The sequence below is a fragment of the Amycolatopsis ponsaeliensis genome (assembly GCF_030182635.1).
In the GTDB taxonomy this organism is placed as follows: Bacteria; Actinomycetota; Actinomycetes; order Mycobacteriales; family Pseudonocardiaceae; genus Amycolatopsis; species Amycolatopsis ponsaeliensis.
The window spans coordinates 183,564-201,340 of record NZ_JAPZLD010000010.1; the positions used below are offsets into that span (position 1 = coordinate 183,564).

Sequence of the window (17,777 nt, forward strand, 5' to 3'; positions counted from 1 at the left end):
TTCGCGACCCTAGCGGGTGTCACGTCCGGCCCGGCCGTCTCGTTCCGTGGTCATGCAACGGACAATCACCCGCGTTCTGCTCGTCCTCTTCGGCCTGATCGAGGTCCCGATCGGACTGTGGCCACTGATCACACCAACCGGCTTCTACCAGGACTTTCCCGGCGTCCGCACGGGCTGGGTCTCGATGGACGGCCCCTTCAACGAGCACCTGCTGCGCGACTTCGGCGGCCTCAACCTGGCGCTCGCGGCGACGCTGATCGGCGCCGCCGTGATCGGCACCACAGCCGCGGCCCGGCTGGCTTCGGTGGCGGCCCTGCTCTACAGCGTTCCGCACTTCGCCTACCACCTCGGGCACGTGTCGCATTTCGAGACGATCGACCAGGTGCTCATCATCGGGCTGACGGGGCTCACCGTGCTGGTGCCGCTCGTGCTCCTGGCGATTCCGGGGCGCCGGGTCAGTACACCGGTGACACCGTGATGCCGAGCGCGCCTGGGCCGAGGTGCGCGCCGATGACCGTGCTCGCTTCGACGACCATGCTCTCGGCCATCGCCGGCACCCGGCGTTCGATCTGCCGGCCGATCTCGAGCTCGTGGTCGCTCGCGCCGAACCGGGTCACGGCGATGTCGGCGCGGAAGCCGCCGGACTTCTTGACCGCGAGATCGACCATCTTGGCCAGCGCGCGCCGCGTGCCGGGGACACGGGCGAGCGGCGCGACCTCGCCGTCCTTGACCGTGAGCAGCGGCTTGATGGAGAAAGCCGTACCGAGCATCGCCTGCGCGGCGCCGATCCGCCCACCCCTGCGCAGGTACTCCAGCGTGTCGACGTAGATGAACTCGGTGCTCGTGAAGCACCGGCGTTCGGCGGCTTCGATGACGCGGCTTGCGTCCCCGCCCGCCGCGGCCGCGCGGGCCGCCGACACCGCGGCGAAGCCGAGGCTCATCCCGGTGGTGCGGCTGTCCAGGACGTGCACGGGGATGCGGACCTGCTGGGCGGCCTCCCGGGCCGCGCGGACGGTGTCGGACATGCGGCCGGAGATGTGGATGCTGACGATGGCGGTCGCGCCGGAGGCGGCCGCTTCCTGGTAGGTCCAGAAGAACGCCCCCGGATCCGGGGGCGAAGTGGTGATCACGTGCCCCTCTCTCATGGCGTCGATCACCTCGCCGCGGTCGAACCGGTTTTCGTCGTCGAAGTGACCACCCAGGTTCAGCTGGATCTGGACGACTCCGATGGCCCAGCGGGAGGCGACGAGGTCGGGCAGGCAGGAGCTCGAGTCGGTGATGACGGCGATGCGCGCGGGCATGGTGGGGGAGGTTAATGCCTTACACCCACTGCGAGTAGGCCGTGGTTGGTCCGATCGGACGAACGGCAGTTCGGGTGGGGTAACCGGTCGACTACCGGGACGATGGTCCCATTAAGTTGCGCATCCAGGTGAATGGCGTCACCTCGGCGGGTCCTGCGCGCCGATTGGCCCTAATCTACCGGCCAGTAGAGCACTGACCCGTGGTGCGTCCGCGGGCCACAACCGGGAGGTCGAAGAAGACCCATGACCAATATCGTCGTCCTGGTCAAGCAGGTACCGGACACCTACTCGGAGCGCAAGCTCAACGGGTCCGACCACACCCTTGACCGCGAATCCGCCGACGCCGTGCTCGACGAGATCAACGAGAAGGCCGTCGAAGAAGCCCTGAAGATCAAGGAAGCCGGCGAGGGCGAGGTCACCGTGATCTCGGTGGGCCCCGACCGCGCGACCGACGCGATCCGCAAGGCGCTGTCCATGGGCGCCGACAAGGCCATCCACGTCTCCGACGAGGCGCTGCACGGCTCCGACGCGATCGCCACCGCCAAGGTGCTCGCCGCCGCGATCGCCAAGGTCGAAGGCTACGACCTGATCATCGCCGGCAACGAGTCCTCCGACGGCCGCGGCGGCGCCATCCCGGCGATCCTCGCCGAGCTGCTCGGCCTGCCGCAGGTCACCTACGCGCGTGAGGTCACCGTCGACGGCACGACCATCAAGGCCGTCCGCGAGACCGAGGACGGCCTGACCCGCCTCGAGGCGACCCTGCCCGCGGTGGTCAGCGTCGGCGAGAAGATCAACGAGCCGCGTTACCCGTCCTTCAAGGGCATCATGGCCGCGAAGAAGAAGCCGGTCGAGACGTTCACCATCGCCGACCTGGGCATCGACGCGGGCGAGGTCGGCCTCGGCAACGCGTGGTCCACCGTGACCGAATCCTCGCCGAAGCCGCCGCGCACCGCCGGCGAGAAGGTCGAGGACGAGGGCGACGGCGGCACCAAGGTCGCCGAGTACCTGGTCGGCCAGAAGCTCATCTGACAACGGCTCTTCGAGGAGGATTCAAGAACATGGCTGAAGTACTCGTCCTCGTCGACCACGTCGACGGTGAGGTCAAGAAGGTCACGCTCGAGCTGCTGACCGCGGCCCGCGCGCTCGGTGAGCCGTCGGCCGTCGTCGTCGGCCCGACCGGGACGGCCGCCAAGGCGAAGCAGTCGCTGGCTTCCCACGGCGCCGCCAAGGTGTATGTCGCCGAAGGTGACGACGCCGCGAACTACCTGGTCACGCCGAAGGTGGACGTGCTCGCCGCGCTGGCGCAGCAGGCGTCCCCGGCCGCCGTGCTCGTCACCGCCAGTGGTGAGGGCAAGGAGGTCGCCGCCCGCCTGGCCGTGCGCCTGGGCTCCGGTCTGATCTACGACGCCGTGGGCGTCAACGGCGACGGCGTCATCGACCAGTCGATCTTCGGTGGCGCGTTCTCGGTGAAGTCGAAGTCCACGAAGGGCGCGCCGGTCGTCTCCATCCGCCCGGGTGCGGTCGAGGCCGAGCCGGCCGAGGGCGCGGCGGCCGAGGAGACCGTCGAGCTCCCCGCCACCGATGCGGCGAAGTCGACCAAGATCACCGGCGTCGAGCCGGTGACCGGCGGTGACCGGCCGGAGCTGACCGAGGCCTCGATCGTGGTCTCCGGTGGCCGCGGTGTGGGTTCGGCGGAGAAGTTCGACGTCGTCGAGAAGCTGGCCGACTCGCTCGGTGCGGCTGTCGGTGCGTCGCGTGCGGCTGTCGACTCCGGCTACTACCCGGCGCAGTTCCAGGTGGGCCAGACCGGCAAGACCGTGTCGCCGCAGCTGTACATCGCGCTCGGCATCTCCGGCGCGATCCAGCACCGCGCCGGCATGCAGACGTCGAAGACGATCATCGCCGTCAACAAGGACGCCGAGGCGCCGATCTTCGAGATCGCCGACTTCGGCATCGTCGGCGACCTGTTCAACGTCGCGCCGCAGCTGACCGAAGCGGTCGAGAAGCGCAAGGGCTGAGCAGTAGCTCCGAAGGGCCTTCCGGGATCACCCGGAAGGCCCTTCGCGCGTTTCCGGGACCTGAGAGAAGCCTGAGAACCCGCAATTAACTGAACGTGCACTAATCGGTCATCGGATGGCACTCTCCGCGGTTTCCTCCGCGCGGGTAAACCTTGACCATGACGACGTCACAGCTCCTCGTCAGCACTGATCAGGCGGGTGCCGACCTCCCCGCGGACGCTCCCCGGTACTCTCTTCTCGTCGCCCACGCGAACGACGAAGTGGTCGCCGCGCAGCAGCTCCGCCACCGGGTTTTCGCCGAGGAGATGGGCGCGCGGCTGCACTCGCCGATCGCCGGTCTCGACGTCGACGAGTTCGACGAGTTCTGCGATCACCTCGTGGTCCGCGACGACAACACGGGCGAGATCGTCGGCTGCTACCGGATGCTGCCGCCGGATCGCGCCGCGCAGGCCGGGAAGCTCTACGCCGACAGCGAGTTCGACCTGAGCGCGCTCGACGCGCTGCGGCCGTCCCTGGTCGAAACCGGGCGGTCGTGCGTGCACCCGGACCACCGCAGCGGCGCGGTCGTCAGCCTGGTCTGGGCCGGGATCGCCCGCTACATGCTGCTGTCCGGCCACCGCTACCTCGCCGGCTGCGCGTCGGTCCCGCTGGTGGACGGCGGTTCGTTCGCCGCTGGCGTCTGGGACGTCCTGCGCACCAAGCACTACTCGGACGAGGACACGCGCGTCTCACCGCTGATCCCGTGGGACGCGTCGGGGATCGAACGTCCCGCCCGCTCGATCCTGCCGCCGCTGATCAAGGGGTACGTCCGGCTCGGCGCCAAGGCCTACGGGCCGCCCGCGCTCGACGCGGACTTCGGCGTCGCGGACTTCTTCGTCGTGCTGGACCTGCACAACGTCGACGAGCGCTACCTGAAGTTCTTCCTCGGGGTCCAGGTATGAAGCACGCCTGGATGCCGGCCTCGCCTTGTGGCGACGGCTGCCTGACCGACGGAGACCCGGTGGTCGGATTCCCGCGACGCGTTCTGCGCGTCACCGCGGCGATCTTCGTCGTCTTTTCGGCGTTGCTGACGTCGCCCCTGCTGCTGGTGTCCTGGGGCCGCGAGCGCCGGATCCGGCTGATCTTCCGCGGCGTGCTGCGGGCGTTCGGCGTCCGGCTGGACGTCCGGGGCGGCGAGGACTTCCTGACCGCGCCCGCCGGCCGTGGCGCGCTGGTGGTCAACAACCACATCTCGTGGCTGGACATCGTCGCGATCAACGCACTGCGGCCGATGCGCGCGCTGGCCAAGAAAGAGATCGCGGGCTGGCCGGTGCTGGGCGGCCTGGTCCGCCGCGGCGGCAGCATCTTCCTCGACCGCGAGCGGCTGACGACGCTGCCGGCCACGATGGCGTCGCTGGCCGACGCGTTGCGGACGGGTTCGCTCGTGAGCGTGACCCCGGAAGGGACGACGTGGTGCGGCCTGGCATCGGGCCGTTTCACGACGGCGACTTTCCAGGCGGCCATCGACGGCGGCGTCCCGGTCCGCCCGATCGCGCTGAGGTACCGCCTCGCGGACGGCCGCGAGACGAGCCGCCCGGCGTTCATCGGTCCGGAGTCGCTGATCGCGTCCCTGCGCCGGGTAGCGGCGCTTCGCGGGCTGGTGCTCGAGATCCACATCTGCCCGGAGATCGCCCCGGGCCGCGCGGAGAACCGTCGTGAACTGGCGGCTCTCGCCGAGGCCGCGGTGCATTCGGCGCTGGGGACGGTGCAGATCCCGGCCCAGCAGCGGCGGCGGACCCCGCGTCCGCAGCCGGTCCCCCTGGCTTCGCCTCCCGCGAAGTGATCCGGGCCCTGTCGCCGCGATCCGGCGACAGGCCCGGGTTGGGAGGCGTTCGCCGTTCGACGAGTCCGCTGCGTTCACTGTCGAGTTTGGCGCTTGGCCCCAGCACTGCGTGGTGATCTCCAGCGTTCAGCTGACAGCGAGCGTGAGCTTCCCTCCTGGGTGCCCGTCCTCGCTCTCGACCTGTGCAGCGGCGGCTTCGACGAGCGGATAGCTCTTGCCCTGGGCGATACGGACCCCGTGGTCGGTCACCCAGCCGGCGATCCCGGTCAGGACCTCACGCGACTGCTCGCCCCCGCTCGAGAACGGGATGCCGAGTTCGAAAGCGGCACCATCGGCGATGGTGACGATCCGGTCCTTCGTGCCTCGCAGCTCGACCGACCCGGGCAGCACCCCGTGCCCTGTGGTGTCGAACACGGCGTCCACCGGCCCGGGCGCGGCCTCGCGGACCCGGTCCAGCCAGCCGTCGCCGTAGAGCACCGGCACGACGCCCAGCGACTTCAGGTCGTCGAGGTTCCGGCTGCCTGCGGTGCCGATGACGGTCAGTCCCTTGGCGACGGCCACCTGCGCGGCGAACCGGCCGACCGTGCCGCTGGCGCCGTGAATCAGCAGCGTCTCGCCTTCGCGGACCTCGAGCAGCCCGAGGACGCGAAGGGCCGTTTCGCCGGCGACCGGCAACGCCGCCGCGTCCGCCCACGAGATGCCGGCGGGCTTCGGCGCGAGCGTCTTCGCCAGCGCGTACTCGGCGTACGCGCCGGTCTCGGACCAGCCGAACACCTCGTCGCCGACGGCGAAGTCCGCGCCCTCGCCGACGGCGTCGACAACGCCGGCCACCTCGAGGCCGGGGGTGTGCGGGAAGGGGACCTTGAAGTTCTGCTGCATGAAGCCGTTGCGGATCTTCCAGTCGATCGGGTTGATCCCGGCGGTCCGGATGGCCAGCCGCACTTGTCCCGGGCCGGGTTCCGGTACCGGAACCTCGGACAGCTGCAGGACTTCCGGCCCGCCGTAAGCGGAGAAAGTGATTGCTCGCATGGTGTTCGCTGCGCTCCTCGGGTCTGTGACTTCGAATGTCCTCTCCAAGGAGTCAACCCGCCCGGCTATTCCGCCGAACCACCCGGACGAGCAGTGTTCACTAGCCGGACGAGCAGGTGGCCGTAGCCCTGGCGCGCCTACCTTGGACGCATGGACGCTTCCTGGTCGGATCCGCGACACGTGCTCGACGTCGTCGAGCGGCTCTTGTCGGCACCGCGGCCCCACCTGCTGCACCAGTTCTCCGCCGAGTTGGGGAAGCTGATCCCGCACCGCGCGGCCGCCATGCAGACGGGGGACTGTCCGCGCAGCCCGCTCAAGGTCGTCGGTGACCAGGCGATCGCCGACGCCGTGACGAGCGTCGAGCTGCAACGGCTGGTCGACCGCAGCGAGCCGGGCAAGGCCTTGGTGATCGACGGCGTGCTCGGCGGCGTCGAGCGCCGTCTCGTTCTTCTTTCGTCGATGCCGGCGGTCGGCAGGGGTGCGGTACTCGCTGTCGTGCCGGAGGACACGGAGCTGCCGACGACCGAGCTGGAGCTGGCCGCGCAGCTGTGGCACATCCTCAGCACGGACGCGGGCCAGCGCGCGACGGACCCGGGCCCGGACGTCCTGGCCAGCAACCTCGCGGCGGCCACCGCGCGAGCCCAGGCGATCACGGACCTCGGCCAGACCCACGCGGCGACGCTGACCACGCTCCTGGCGGTGCTGCGCTCGGGACGCCTCTCCGACGCCGTCGCCCGCCGCACGGCGGCCGACCTGGCCACGGACGCGCTGCTCGAACTGAAGGGTGTCGTCGATCGCGACCAAGCCTTGTCCGAGGAACGCGCGGGCGCGGCCTTCGCCGTGCTCAGGACCCAGCTGGCCGACCTGGTCCGGCACACCGACGTCGACGTCGACCTGGTCGACCCGGCCGGCGACGCATCGCTCCCGCAGGACATCGCCCACACAGCCCGGACGATGACCCGCGGGCTGGTGCTCGCCGCCTTGGACCGGCCGGCGACCACGCGCCTGCGCGCATCGTGGCGACTCGACGGCCTGGTTCTCCGGATCACGGTCCGCGACGACAGTCCCGAAGTCGCCGACGCGATCCCGGCCCGAGGCCTGACCGAGCGGCTCACCGCCCTTGGCGGCCACTGGGAGGTCGACGCGGTGCCCGGCTGGGGCACGACGGTCACCGCGGTCCTCCCGCTCGGCGTCGCCGAACCGCCGGAACTACGTCCGCTCGACCGCCTCAATCCGCGTGAGGTCGAGGTCCTGACGGGGATCTCTCAAGGCCTGCGCAACCGGCAGATCGCCGAACAGCTGCAGCTCAGCGAGCACACGGTGAAGTTCCACGTCCGCAACATCCTCGACAAGTTGGACGTGAGCTCCCGTGGCGAGGCCGCCGCGCTGGCCCGCGACCTGCGTCTGGAGCCGGTGGCCCGCCGCACAGCCTGAACCGGCTTGACCTCCAGCGGGCTGGAGGTTGCACGCTGCTGATCATGGCCTCGACGCTCGACTCCACGCCCCGTCGCCGCAGCGTGCTGTGGACCGCGGAACACCGACTGACCACGATCGCACTGCTGCTCGTGGTCACGTTGGTCGCGTTCGAGAACATGGGCGTCGCGACGGCGATGCCCACCCTGGTCGCCGACCTCCACGGGTTGTCGCTGTACTCGTGGCCGTTCACGATCTTCCTCATCTCGAGCGTGATCGCAACGGTGCTGTCAGGCCGGATCGGCGACCGCCGCGGCCCGGCCCCGGCGCTGCTGGCGGGGCCGGTGCTGTTCGCGGCGGGCCTGGTCGTCGCGGGGACGGCGAGCGGGATGCCGATGTTCCTCCTCGGTCGCGCCCTGCAGGGCTTCGGTGCGGGACTGCTGCTGGTTTCGGTCTCGCTCCTGATCGCGTTGACGTTCACCGACCAGGAACGCCCGGTGATCTACGCGGCGAACGCGGCCGCCTGGGTCCTGCCGGCGGTGATCGGGCCGTCCTTGGCCGGCGTGGTGACGGTCAGCATCGGCTGGCGCTGGGTCTTCTTGGGCCTGGTCCCGCTGGTGGTCATCGGCATGGCGATGCTGGTGGTGGTCATCCGCCGTCTACCTGCGCACATGCCGTCCGCCGGCGGTCGCCGCGCCGGCGTGGTCCAGGCGATCGTCGCTGCCCTCGGCGTCGCGGCGCTGACATGGGCGGCCCAGCACCAGTCGCTCCTGGCTCTCGTTTACGGCACGGCTGGGCTCGTCGCCCTGGGTTACGCCCTCAGGACGCTGCTCCCGACCGGGACACTAACATCCCGCCCCGGCCTCACGACGGTCGTCGCGTCCCGCGCTCTGATCGCCGGCGCGTACGCCGGGATGGAGGCGTATCTGCCCCTGACGATGAGCGCGGTCCACGGCTACAGCCCCGCCCTTGCCGGCCTGCCGCTGACCATCACGGCGTTGGGCTGGTCAGCGGCCTCGGCAGCACAAGGCCGCTTCCGCAACTGGTCCAGAGAGGCGTCGCTCCGCACCGGATTCTGGCTGGTCGCGGCCGGTTTGGTCTGCTTCGGCCTGGTCTCCCAGCCCTGGTTCCCCGCCTGGACGGCGTTCGTAGCCTGCGCGGTCGGCGGCGCCGGCATGGGAATCGCGATGCCGGCGATCTCCGTCCTCCTGCTCCGCTATTCACCCGAGGGTGAGCGCGGCTTCAACACCTCGGCGATGCAGCTGGCCGACTGGGTGGGCTCCGCACTGCTCATCGGCCTGGGTGGTGTCCTGCTCGGCGTAGTGGGCTCGGTTTTCGATCCGTCGCCGGCGATGGCCCTGCTCACGGTGGCCTTGGTGGCCCTCGCGCTGCTGGGGGTCCGGCTGACCGGACGCTGGCCGTCGAAGGTGTGACAGGCCACTTCGAGGGCCAGGGTGGGCTTCGTCACGCGGTGGAGCGGACTACCCTGATGGAGCGATGACCTATCTCGACCACGCGGCGACCACTCCGATGTTGCCCGAAGCCGTAGCGGCGATGACCGAGGCGCTGTCCAACGTGGGCAACGCCTCCGCGCTGCATTCTTCGGGCCGCCGCGCCCGGCGGATGGTCGAAGAGGCCCGCGAAACCATCGCCGACGCCTTGGGGGCCCGCCCGTCCGAGGTGATCTTCACCGGCGGTGGCACCGAGAGCGACAACCTAGCGCTCAAGGGCATCTTCTGGGCCCGCCACGACGAGCAGGAGCAGCGTCGCCGCATCCTGGTCGGCGCCGCGGAGCACCACGCTGTCCTCGACACGGTCGAATGGCTCGAATCCCACTGCGGCGCCGAGATCACGCTGCTGGAAGTCGACAGCCAGGGTCGCATCTCGCCAGACACCCTCCGTGCCGCCATTGCCGCTGATCCCGAAGCTGTGGCGCTGGCGACTGTGATGTGGGCCAACAACGAGGTCGGGACGATCAATCCGATCGCCGAGCTGGCCGCGGTCTGCGCCGAGTTCGACATCCCGCTCCACACCGACGCGGTACAGGCTGTCGGCGCCGTCTCGGTCGACTTCGCGGCCAGCGGCGCTGCCGCACTGACCCTGACCGGACACAAGCTCGGCGGTCCCTTCGGAGTAGGCGCCCTCCTGCTCGGCCGCGACGTGACGTGCGTACCCCTTCTGCACGGCGGAGGCCAGGAGCGCAGCGTTCGCTCCGGCACTCTCGATGTCCCAGCGATCGTCGGGTTCGCGACTGCGGTCCGAGCCAGCGTCACGACCCGAGCCGACTACGCAAAGCGCGTCGAGGAACTCCGCGACGGACTCATCGAAGCCATTCAGCGCGAAGTACCCGACGCCATCCTCAACGGCGAAGGCGGCGAGCGGCTGCCCAGCCATGCTCACTTCACGTTCCCCGGATGTGCCGGCGACAGCTTGCTGATGCTGCTCGACGCCAAGGGCATCGAATGCTCGACGGGATCCGCGTGCACGGCAGGCGTGGCCCAGCCAAGTCATGTGCTGCTAGCCATGGGCGCCGACCCTGCGGCGGCTCGGGGTTCTCTCCGTTTCTCCCTCGGTCACACATCCACCGCCGCGGACGTCGAGGCGGTCGCCGCTGAGATCGGCGGAGTCGTCACTCGCGCCCGGCAGGCAGGCCTGGCCGGAATGCGCAAGCAGAACCAGAAGCAAGAGGTGTAAGGCAATGCGGGTTTTGGCCGCGATGAGCGGAGGAGTGGACTCGGCGGTCGCCGCCGCGCGCGCGGTCGACGCCGGGCACGACGTCGTCGGCGTGCACCTGGCGTTGTCGGCCAAGCCCGGAACCTTGCGGACCGGGTCACGCGGTTGTTGCACGATCGAGGACTCACACGACGCTCGGCGGGCCGCCGACATCCTCGGAATCCCCTTCTACATCTGGGATTTCGCGGAGCGATTCACCGAGGAGGTCGTTGAGACCTTCGTCGGCGAATACGCCGCCGGACGGACGCCGAATCCGTGTGTCACCTGCAACGAGAAGATCAAGTTCGAAGCTCTCCTCGAGAAGGCGATGGCGCTCGGTTTCGACGCGGTCGCGACGGGACACTACGCGCGCCTCTCCGTTGAGGACGGCGTGCCCGAGCTGCGTCGCAGTGCCGACAGTGGCAAGGACCAGTCCTACGTGCTCGCCTCCCTCACCGCGGAGCAGCTCAGCCACGCCATGTTCCCTCTGGGGGACTCGTGGAAGACCGACGTGCGCGCCGAGGCGGAACAGCGCGGTCTGTCTGTCGCCAACAAGCCGGACAGCCACGACATCTGCTTCATCCCGGACGGTGACACCAAGAAGTTCTTGGAGAACCGGCTGGGCCAGCGTCCGGGCGAGCTCGTGGACGCGGAGACCGGCGCAGTGCTCGGCCGGCACACCGGGGTGCACGGATTCACGGTCGGACAGCGCAAGGGGCTCGGAATCGAGGCTCCGGCGCCTGATGGCCGTCCTCGGTATGTCCTGTCCCTCGAACCGGTTTCCGGCTCCGTCAAGGTCGGTTCCGCTGCCGGGCTCGGGATCAAGACGATCGAGGCCGACCGCGCGATCTGGCCCAGCGGTGAGCCGCTGACCGAACCGACCGAATGCGTGGTGCAGGTCAGGGCGCACGGAGGCATCGTCGACGCGGTCGCTGACGTGGACTCCGACACCATGACGTTGCATCTGCGCGAGCCGTTGCGCGGAGTAGCTCCGGGCCAGGTCGTCGTGCTCTACCGGCCGGATGCCGAGGGCGGGGACATCGTCCTGGGGAGCGCGAAGATCTCGGGCACGCGCTGATCGTCGGTCATCGCCGTGACTTCTTGCGGCTTCGGTTTGCCCGTCTTCGACCGGAGTCCATCGATGGCGGTGTCGTCGAGTGCATCCGGCCTGTTGGTGTTGCGACGTTCACCGTGCCATCAGGGGTGACTTCGTAGTCCCAATCGGGCTGGCCCTTCAGCCTGCGGTGCCGCGAGCAATACGTCACCGGCTGATCCGCGGCTTCTGCGATCTCGCCTTGCGCTCGGGTCGCCTCGATCCCGCAGTTCTGCGCAGGACGTGTGCATCCGGGCTGCCGGCACTCGCGATCCCGGACACGGATGAACTCGTCGTGCGCCGGGTCCAGCGGGTACCGCGTCGGCGACAGCTCGATCGCTTGGCCGCTACGCGGATCGGTGAGGACTCGTCGGAGTGTTGTGTCGGAGCCGCTGATGATGCGACGGGCGACCGACGCCGCGACGGGGCCGCGCCCGGCCAGAATGGCCGGGAAGTCGTTCACGCCGAGGTACGTCGCCAGGTCGACGTGCAGGAACACCTCGGTGCGCTCGCTCGCGCCGCCCATTCCGCTGAGCAGCAGATCCATGGCGACATCTGCTCGAAGCTGGTCCAGCGTTCGAGACTCGTCCGGGGTCTTCATCGCCCGAGCGGCCCGGTCGATACGGGCGTAGGCCGCGGTCGCCTTCTCGGTAGGCGCGTTGTTGATCGAAAGACTGGTCACGCCGGTGTCCTGGTGATGCAGAGCCAACCGCCGTTCGACGAAGCTCCGCTCGGTGCGCTGCTCCGCGCCCTCCGGATCCACTTGCGCAGCCGCATAGGCCGCGGCCCGGCGGACCTGAGTTGCATTGCGTCCTGGAACGCGGTCCTCGAGCGTCGCGTCTACGAGGCGTACGTGGTCTCTGGACAGCCATGCCGTCGCATCCGTGACCTTCATGGCGCGATAGAGATCGAGCCGGCCGTCGTCCATGAGGTTGAGCATTCGGGGAAGTCGGGCGATCAGTGCGTTCGCCGCCGAGACCATGGCGCCGGCCCGATGTTCCGTGATGGACAGCGCCAACGCCACCTCGGAAGCCGTACCGGGCACCCGTCTCCGGCGCACGCTCAGGTCTGCGATCGCCCGTAGCTGCAGGGCCTGCAGCTTGGAAATCTCGGCATCCGTGACGCGGATCAGGTCGACGACCTGGTCGTCTTTCATACGTTGCAACACATCCGGGTCGGCGCGGACCGTACTCAGTACGAACGGGAGCTTGTCCTCGATGGTCGAGGAGCCGGTGGAAGGGACGAGTTTGCGGAGCGGTTGCGGAGGTGCCATGAGCCCGACGGTACGAGGCCTCGCGGGAAATGTCACCGAGATTCAGAAGAATGGGTGGTAAAAGGGAGCGAACGGTCCGTTCGCGCCCTTCGCGGCTTGACGTACGCGAATTGATTCGCAATGGTTCGCGTGCGTGGACGTGTGCGTCACCGATTTCGGGAAGGGAGCAGATCGATCTTATGTCCTATGTGGATAGACGCGAACCTGTTGGGCACCAACGCTGTGAACGTTCAGAGCTTGAGTTTGAAACTGGTGTGGCTGGGAACGAAGCCGAGTCGCTCGTAGAACCGGTGTGCGTCGGTCCTCGAGACGTCCGACGTGAGCTGTACGAGCGCGCATCCACGTCGTCGCGACTCGTCGATCGCCCAGCGCATGAGGTCGGCGCCGAGTCCGGAGCCGCGGTGGTCGGCGTGGACCCGGACGGCTTCGATCTGACCGCGGAGGGTGCCGCGCCGGGCGAGGCCGGGAATGATCGTCAGCTGTAGTGTCCCGACTGGCACACCGTCGGAGATCACGACGACCAGAAGCTGGTTCGGATCTGCGTCGATTTGCTCGAAAGCGCGCAGGTAGGGCTCGAGGTCGTGGGGATCGTCGCGGGTCGCACCGAGTTGGTCGTCCGCCAGCATGCGCACTATCGCGCCGATGTCCTCACGCTGTGCCCTGCGGATGATGTAGTCGTTCACGGCGCCAGTATCACAGGGCTCGGGTGAACCCTTGATAGCTCTGCTCGAAGCCGAAGCGAGCGTAGAAGTCTCGCAGGTCGGCGCGCGCCAGGCCTGAATCGAGGTGGAGACGGCTGCAGCCTCGTCGCCGAGCTTCGTCGATGCCCCAGGTCAGAAGCGCGCTGGTCACGCCGCGCCGCGCGGCGCGGATGCCCTCGAGCAAGCCGCGGGTCGCGCCGTCCCAGGCGAGTCCTCGCAGCACCGTCAGCTGCGCGGTACCGGCGACGCCGTTGTCGTCCTCGGCGACGACCAGTGTGACGTGCGGGGTGTTCATGAGCTCCTGGAGTGCGGCTGCCAGTGGCTCGCCCGGTGCGCCGAACAGGCGCACGAGCGCCTCGATGTCCCTCGCCCTGGCACGCCTGATGACTTCCATTTCACCCAGTATGCAGGAGGCCGGCCTTGCGTCGTAACGGCGACGACGTGACTACCCGCGGTACTGGTTGCGATGTCGCTCAGGGTGTCGTGTAGTGGCGGATGCCGTCGACCGCCTGGGTGGCCAGTTTGCCCTGGGATACCAGCAGGTCGAGATGCGCCGCCGTCTCCAGGACTGCGAGCGTCTGGTTGAACGAGTCCATTTCGGACAGCTTGCGGTTGCGGCGGGTCCAGCCGATCCGCTGCGCGGCCTCGAATGCGGTGCTCGCGCCGGCGGTGATCTGAGAGCCGATCGTCTCAAGGCGCTGCCGATGGTGTTCCAGCAGTTCGTCGACCCGTGTGTGCACGCTTTCGGACACAGAACCGTGCGCGGGAAGCATGCGGCGGTCGGGCATCGCGCGCACCAGGCGCAGCGAGTCGATGAAGTCGTTGAGCGGCAACTCGGCCGGCACGGGCTGGAAGCCGATCGAAGGCGTGATGTGCGGCAGCACGTGGTCGCCGGAGAACAGCAGATCGGCGGTGTCGTCGACGAACACGACATGGCCTGCCGTGTGACCTGGAGTGGCGACGACGTCGAACTCGCGGCCGGGCAGGATCGAACGTCGTCCCGGAGTCAGCCACTCATCGGGCGCTTCCCAGAGATCGGCCTCCGTGTGCCGCCGGTCCGTGCCGAAATCGCGGGCCAGGGCTTCGACGACTTCGCGGGCGCCGGCCTGGAACAACAGGTCGATCTGAGCTTCCATCGGCAGCCGGTCGGGGTTGCCGGAGGCCTTCAGCGATGGCTCCTCATCCTGGCCCAGGGCGATCTTCGAGCCGAATTCGCGACGAAGGACGACAGCCTGCGAGTAGTGGTCGCGGTGCACGTGGGTCACGAGGAACTCGCTGACGTCGGCGAGCTCCGCGCCGATCCCGCCGAGTGCGTTCGCGAGTTGTTGCCGTGCCACGGTCAACGCCCAGCCTGAGTCGACCAGGACCAGCTTCTCGCCGTCGGTGACCGCGTAGACGTTGACCGCGCGCAGAGCGTCGTTGGGCAGGGGCAACGGGATCCGGTAGACACCGGCCGAGACCTCGTAGATTCCGGGCTCGGTCCAGTTCCTGTCGCTGCTTTCCGGCAACGGTTCCACGGTGACCTCCGTCCCGGCGAGACTGCGGCGTCCCAGCCTCCATTCACCTTGAGCCGTGCCGGGTTCGGTGTCCACCTGGATAGGCTGAGACGCCGGTCACTTGCTCAGTTGGTGTCCTGCTTCAGGGCGGTGTCGATCGTGAGGGCCGCCGCGACCACCATGCTGGCCAGCGGATCGGGCAGGGGGTGGGGGATCTCCACCACGTAGTTGTCGGCGGTGGTGAAGGCGGCCTTGAGGAACCCGCCCCACGTCTTGGTCACCCGGGCGACCTCGGTGCCGGCGTGGTCGCGGATCGAGAAGTTCCAGGCACGCCAGTTCTCGGCAAAGATCCCGCCCACCGAGTGGCCGTCGACGACGAAGCCGAAGCGGATCTTCCCGAAGACGTTCTCCTGGACGATCTCGCCGATCGGGGTCTCGTCGGCCCGCGTGACGAGGAACCGCGACTTGAAGACCTTGGCGGGCCGGGTCACCTTGAGCACGGTGCTGTGGTTGGCGTCCCGGACCTCGAACTTGTGGGTCAGGAACTGGTCGTAGTTGGTCAGGAGGCGGATCGCCTTCTTCAACGTGCTTTGCCCGACCTGGACGACTCCGCCGAGCCGGTTGCCGTGCTGGTCGAAGACACCGAACTCGTTGGCCATCTCGATCAGCTTCGCGCGCTGGTTGACCACCAGGACCGGCTCGGTGAACAGCGTCCCGCCGCCGGTGCGGGCGGCGCCTCGACCGCGGGTCGCGCGATTGACCTGGTCCTGGACGCGCGCCGGGTCGTGGGCCCGCTCGATGTCGAGCTCGATCGGCTCGGAGTCGCTCGGCGGGGGTGCCTGGTTGGCCGGGCGGGTGTTGGCGGTCCAGGCCCGGCCGTCCCACCAACGGTGCAGACGGGGGTCCCGCGCGTCGGGATACCAGCCCGGTTGCGGTGGCGAACTCGTCATGGCGGGTGAGCCTATCCGCGCGGACCCCGCCGCGGTGCCGGTAAAGGCAAATGCGGCGTATGTCTGTCTCCGGGCGGCTCGGTGCGGCGGCCCGGTCGGCACCGTCGGCGGGTGGTCGACCAGAATCGGTGGTCGTGAATGAGCGAGTTTGGCCCAGCGGTGCCGCGACGGCGATCGGCTCGATGCCGGGCACGGACCCCGCGGAGGCTGCGGCGGTCGTGTTCGGCGAACTGCCGGACTTCCCGCACCTGCCGGAACTGCCGGCCCGCGGCGTCGGTGCCGACATGCTCGGCCGGACCGCGGCGCTACTGGTCGACCTGGCCGTCGAGGTCGTGCCGAGCGGCTACCGCGTCGCGTCGCGGCCGGGACACGAGCACCGCCGGGCCGTCGACCTGCTGCGCTGGGATCTTGACGCTTTGCAAGAGGCGCGGGAGAAGGCCGGAGCCACGCCATCGGTCTTCAAGGTCCAGCTGGCTGGCCCGTGGACGCTCGGTGCCGGGATCGAGCTCCCCCGAGGTCATCGGGTGCTCACCGACCGTGGCGCCTTGCGGGACTTCACGTCCTCCCTGCTGGACGGTCTCGCCGGGCATGTCGCCGAGGTCCAGGCCAGGACCGGCGCGCCCGTGGTCGTCCAATTCGACGAGCCGTCGTTGCCCGCAGTACTTGCCGGTGGTCTGTCGACACCGTCCGGCTACGGGAACGTCGCCGCTGTGCCGGAGCCGGAGGCACGTGACCTGCTCGCGACGGTGATCGACGGCGCGAAGGCGATCACCGGGAAGCCGGTGATCCTGCACTGCTGCGCCGCGAAGCCGCCGCTCGGCATGCTGCGCCAGGCAGGCGCCGACGCACTCGCCTTCGACCTCGCCGCGCTCGACGGCGCGTCGGCCGCGTTCCTCGACGAAATCGGCGAAGTCTGGGACGGCGGTGCGACCCTGTTCCTCGGCGCGGTTCCGACCACGGCGCCTGCGTCTCCGTTGAGCCTGAAGGACGTCGGCGAGCCGGCGTTCCGGCTGTCCGACCGGCTCGGCTTCAACCGCAACGTCCTCGCCGAACGCGCGGTGCCGACCCCCGCCTGCGGCCTCGCCGGCGCCACACCCGAGTGGATGCGCCGCGTCCTCGCGCTGACGCGTGATCTCGGCAAAGCCTTCGTGGAACCCCCGGAAGACTGGTGACGGAATCCGGCAACTCGCCGACGTCCGCTCGGCCCGGCAAGTAGCGTGGCGGGGTAGCCGACCGGACGAGGACCACCCGTAACCATGCGCCTGTTCCGCCGCAAGAACGCCGTCGCCGATCCGCCCGACCCGCGTACCGCGTGGCCCGAGCAGCACGTGCCGGACGACCCGGCGGCCGCCGCCGAGGCCTTCTGGCAGGGCTGGTACGACCTGCTTCCGATGATCAGCGCGGCGCTCGGTGAAGGTGAACCGCACCGGGTCGAGTACGAGCTCTGCCAGCTCGTCGAGGCGCTGCACCCGCGGCTGCACTTTTCGCTCGAACGTGGTCGCCGGGCGATCTACGCCCTGGTCGTGACCGGCCAGGAGGACCCGGAGCTGCGTCCGTTCACCGACGCCTGGCGGGCCGCCGCGCCGCCGGATGACGCGATCTGGGAGTACCACGACTCGGTCCCGCCCGTGCCCGATCCGACGGAGGTCACCGTCAACCTCGGCGAGCACCGGATCGCGCTGGCCGACGTCCGGGTCGTCGCGCAGGTCGACGAGGACGAGCGCGTGGTCGACGTCGCCGTCTTCCACCCGGGCTTCGGCGACCTCGACGAGGCCGCCCGGCAGACCATGACGTTCCTGCCGCTCGATGCGACATTGGGTGAACGGCTCGCCGCCGAACGACTACGGCGCGTGGAGACCGCGGCGGCCGAGCCGGCGGGCGCGATCACCCTTCTGGAGTTCCGTGAACTGGTCCGCGGGCTGGACGCCGGACCGGACGAAATTGTCGGTGCCGCCGACTAGGGTTACCA

The 17,777-nt window shown here is 69.2% G+C and carries 18 protein-coding genes; 11 read left to right on the plus strand and 7 right to left on the minus strand.

Going from position 1 to position 17,777, the window contains the following annotated elements; all coding sequences use genetic code 11:
- Positions 1 to 52: 52 nt before the first annotated feature.
- Complete coding sequence (locus QQ657_RS17445; RefSeq protein WP_284743204.1) at positions 53 to 478, plus strand: hypothetical protein; 426 nt, start codon at positions 53 to 55, stop codon at positions 476 to 478.
- Here the strand turns inward: QQ657_RS17445 and QQ657_RS17450 are convergent.
- Complete coding sequence (locus QQ657_RS17450) at positions 456 to 1,301, minus strand: DegV family protein (RefSeq protein WP_284743205.1); 846 nt, start codon at positions 1,299 to 1,301, stop codon at positions 456 to 458. The genes QQ657_RS17445 and QQ657_RS17450 overlap by 23 nt on opposite strands.
- 243 nt (positions 1,302 to 1,544) lie before the next feature.
- Between QQ657_RS17450 and QQ657_RS17455 the strand changes: the two genes are divergently transcribed.
- The 4 genes from QQ657_RS17455 to QQ657_RS17470 all read left to right on the plus strand — a co-directional run bounded on the left by QQ657_RS17455 (position 1,545) and on the right by QQ657_RS17470 (position 5,141).
- Positions 1,545 to 2,330, plus strand: coding sequence for an electron transfer flavoprotein subunit beta/FixA family protein (locus QQ657_RS17455; RefSeq protein ID WP_284743206.1), 786 nt, complete (start codon positions 1,545 to 1,547; stop codon positions 2,328 to 2,330).
- Between the two features lie 29 nt (positions 2,331 to 2,359).
- Positions 2,360 to 3,319 (plus strand): electron transfer flavoprotein subunit alpha/FixB family protein, encoded by a 960-nt coding sequence (locus QQ657_RS17460; RefSeq protein ID WP_284743207.1) that lies wholly within the window; start codon positions 2,360 to 2,362, stop codon positions 3,317 to 3,319.
- 158 nt (positions 3,320 to 3,477) lie between these two features.
- Entirely contained in the window at positions 3,478 to 4,260 is a 783-nt protein-coding gene (locus tag QQ657_RS17465; RefSeq protein ID WP_284743208.1) for a GNAT family N-acetyltransferase, read from the plus strand.
- Complete coding sequence (locus QQ657_RS17470; protein WP_284743209.1) at positions 4,257 to 5,141, plus strand: lysophospholipid acyltransferase family protein; 885 nt, start codon at positions 4,257 to 4,259, stop codon at positions 5,139 to 5,141. The genes QQ657_RS17465 and QQ657_RS17470 overlap by 4 nt, the downstream gene beginning before the upstream one ends.
- Positions 5,142 to 5,267: 126 nt before the next feature.
- Here the strand turns inward: QQ657_RS17470 and QQ657_RS17475 are convergent, their stop codons facing one another.
- The gene (locus tag QQ657_RS17475; RefSeq protein ID WP_284743210.1) at positions 5,268 to 6,170 is read right to left on the minus strand and encodes an NADP-dependent oxidoreductase; all 903 of its coding nucleotides are present in this window, start codon (positions 6,168 to 6,170) and stop codon (positions 5,268 to 5,270) included.
- A 150-nt stretch (positions 6,171 to 6,320) separates the two neighbouring features.
- Here QQ657_RS17475 and QQ657_RS17480 point away from each other — a divergent pair, with 150 nt between their 5' ends.
- The 4 genes from QQ657_RS17480 to mnmA all read left to right on the plus strand — a co-directional run bounded on the left by QQ657_RS17480 (position 6,321) and on the right by mnmA (position 11,373).
- Positions 6,321 to 7,604: a helix-turn-helix transcriptional regulator gene (locus QQ657_RS17480; RefSeq protein ID WP_284743211.1), complete on the plus strand. Its 1,284-nt coding sequence runs from the start codon at positions 6,321 to 6,323 to the stop codon at positions 7,602 to 7,604.
- Between the two features lie 44 nt (positions 7,605 to 7,648).
- Positions 7,649 to 9,016 carry an MFS transporter gene (locus tag QQ657_RS17485; protein WP_284743212.1) on the plus strand — a complete coding sequence of 456 codons (1,368 nt, stop codon included), beginning with the start codon at positions 7,649 to 7,651 and terminating at the stop codon, positions 9,014 to 9,016.
- A gap of 64 nt (positions 9,017 to 9,080) precedes the next feature.
- Positions 9,081 to 10,277 (plus strand): cysteine desulfurase family protein, encoded by a 1,197-nt coding sequence (locus QQ657_RS17490; protein WP_284743213.1) that lies wholly within the window; start codon positions 9,081 to 9,083, stop codon positions 10,275 to 10,277.
- A 4-nt stretch (positions 10,278 to 10,281) separates the two neighbouring features.
- Positions 10,282 to 11,373 carry a tRNA 2-thiouridine(34) synthase MnmA gene (gene mnmA, locus QQ657_RS17495; protein WP_284743214.1) on the plus strand — a complete coding sequence of 364 codons (1,092 nt, stop codon included), beginning with the start codon at positions 10,282 to 10,284 and terminating at the stop codon, positions 11,371 to 11,373.
- 7 nt (positions 11,374 to 11,380) lie between these two features.
- Here mnmA and QQ657_RS17500 read toward each other — a convergent pair whose 3' ends face one another.
- From QQ657_RS17500 to QQ657_RS17520, 5 genes are all read right to left on the minus strand, one after another.
- Positions 11,381 to 12,661 carry a DUF222 domain-containing protein gene (locus QQ657_RS17500; RefSeq protein WP_284743215.1) on the minus strand — a complete coding sequence of 427 codons (1,281 nt, stop codon included), beginning with the start codon at positions 12,659 to 12,661 and terminating at the stop codon, positions 11,381 to 11,383.
- A gap of 230 nt (positions 12,662 to 12,891) precedes the next feature.
- Positions 12,892 to 13,344 (minus strand): GNAT family N-acetyltransferase, encoded by a 453-nt coding sequence (locus tag QQ657_RS17505; RefSeq protein ID WP_284743216.1) that lies wholly within the window; start codon positions 13,342 to 13,344, stop codon positions 12,892 to 12,894.
- 10 nt (positions 13,345 to 13,354) lie between these two features.
- On the minus strand, positions 13,355 to 13,756 hold the full coding sequence (locus tag QQ657_RS17510; protein WP_284743217.1) for a GNAT family N-acetyltransferase: 402 nt from the start codon (positions 13,754 to 13,756) through the stop codon (positions 13,355 to 13,357).
- Between the two features lie 79 nt (positions 13,757 to 13,835).
- Positions 13,836 to 14,879 carry an MBL fold metallo-hydrolase gene (locus QQ657_RS17515; RefSeq protein ID WP_284743294.1) on the minus strand — a complete coding sequence of 348 codons (1,044 nt, stop codon included), beginning with the start codon at positions 14,877 to 14,879 and terminating at the stop codon, positions 13,836 to 13,838.
- 104 nt (positions 14,880 to 14,983) lie between these two features.
- On the minus strand, positions 14,984 to 15,808 hold the full coding sequence (locus tag QQ657_RS17520) for an LURP-one-related family protein (RefSeq protein WP_284743218.1): 825 nt from the start codon (positions 15,806 to 15,808) through the stop codon (positions 14,984 to 14,986).
- 134 nt (positions 15,809 to 15,942) lie between these two features.
- Here QQ657_RS17520 and QQ657_RS17525 point away from each other — a divergent pair, with 134 nt between their 5' ends.
- Entirely contained in the window at positions 15,943 to 16,980 is a 1,038-nt protein-coding gene (locus QQ657_RS17525; RefSeq protein WP_284743219.1) for a uroporphyrinogen decarboxylase/cobalamine-independent methonine synthase family protein, read from the plus strand.
- 84 nt (positions 16,981 to 17,064) lie between these two features.
- Entirely contained in the window at positions 17,065 to 17,769 is a 705-nt protein-coding gene (locus tag QQ657_RS17530; RefSeq protein ID WP_284743220.1) for a hypothetical protein, read from the plus strand.
- Positions 17,770 to 17,777 lie beyond the last annotated feature (8 nt).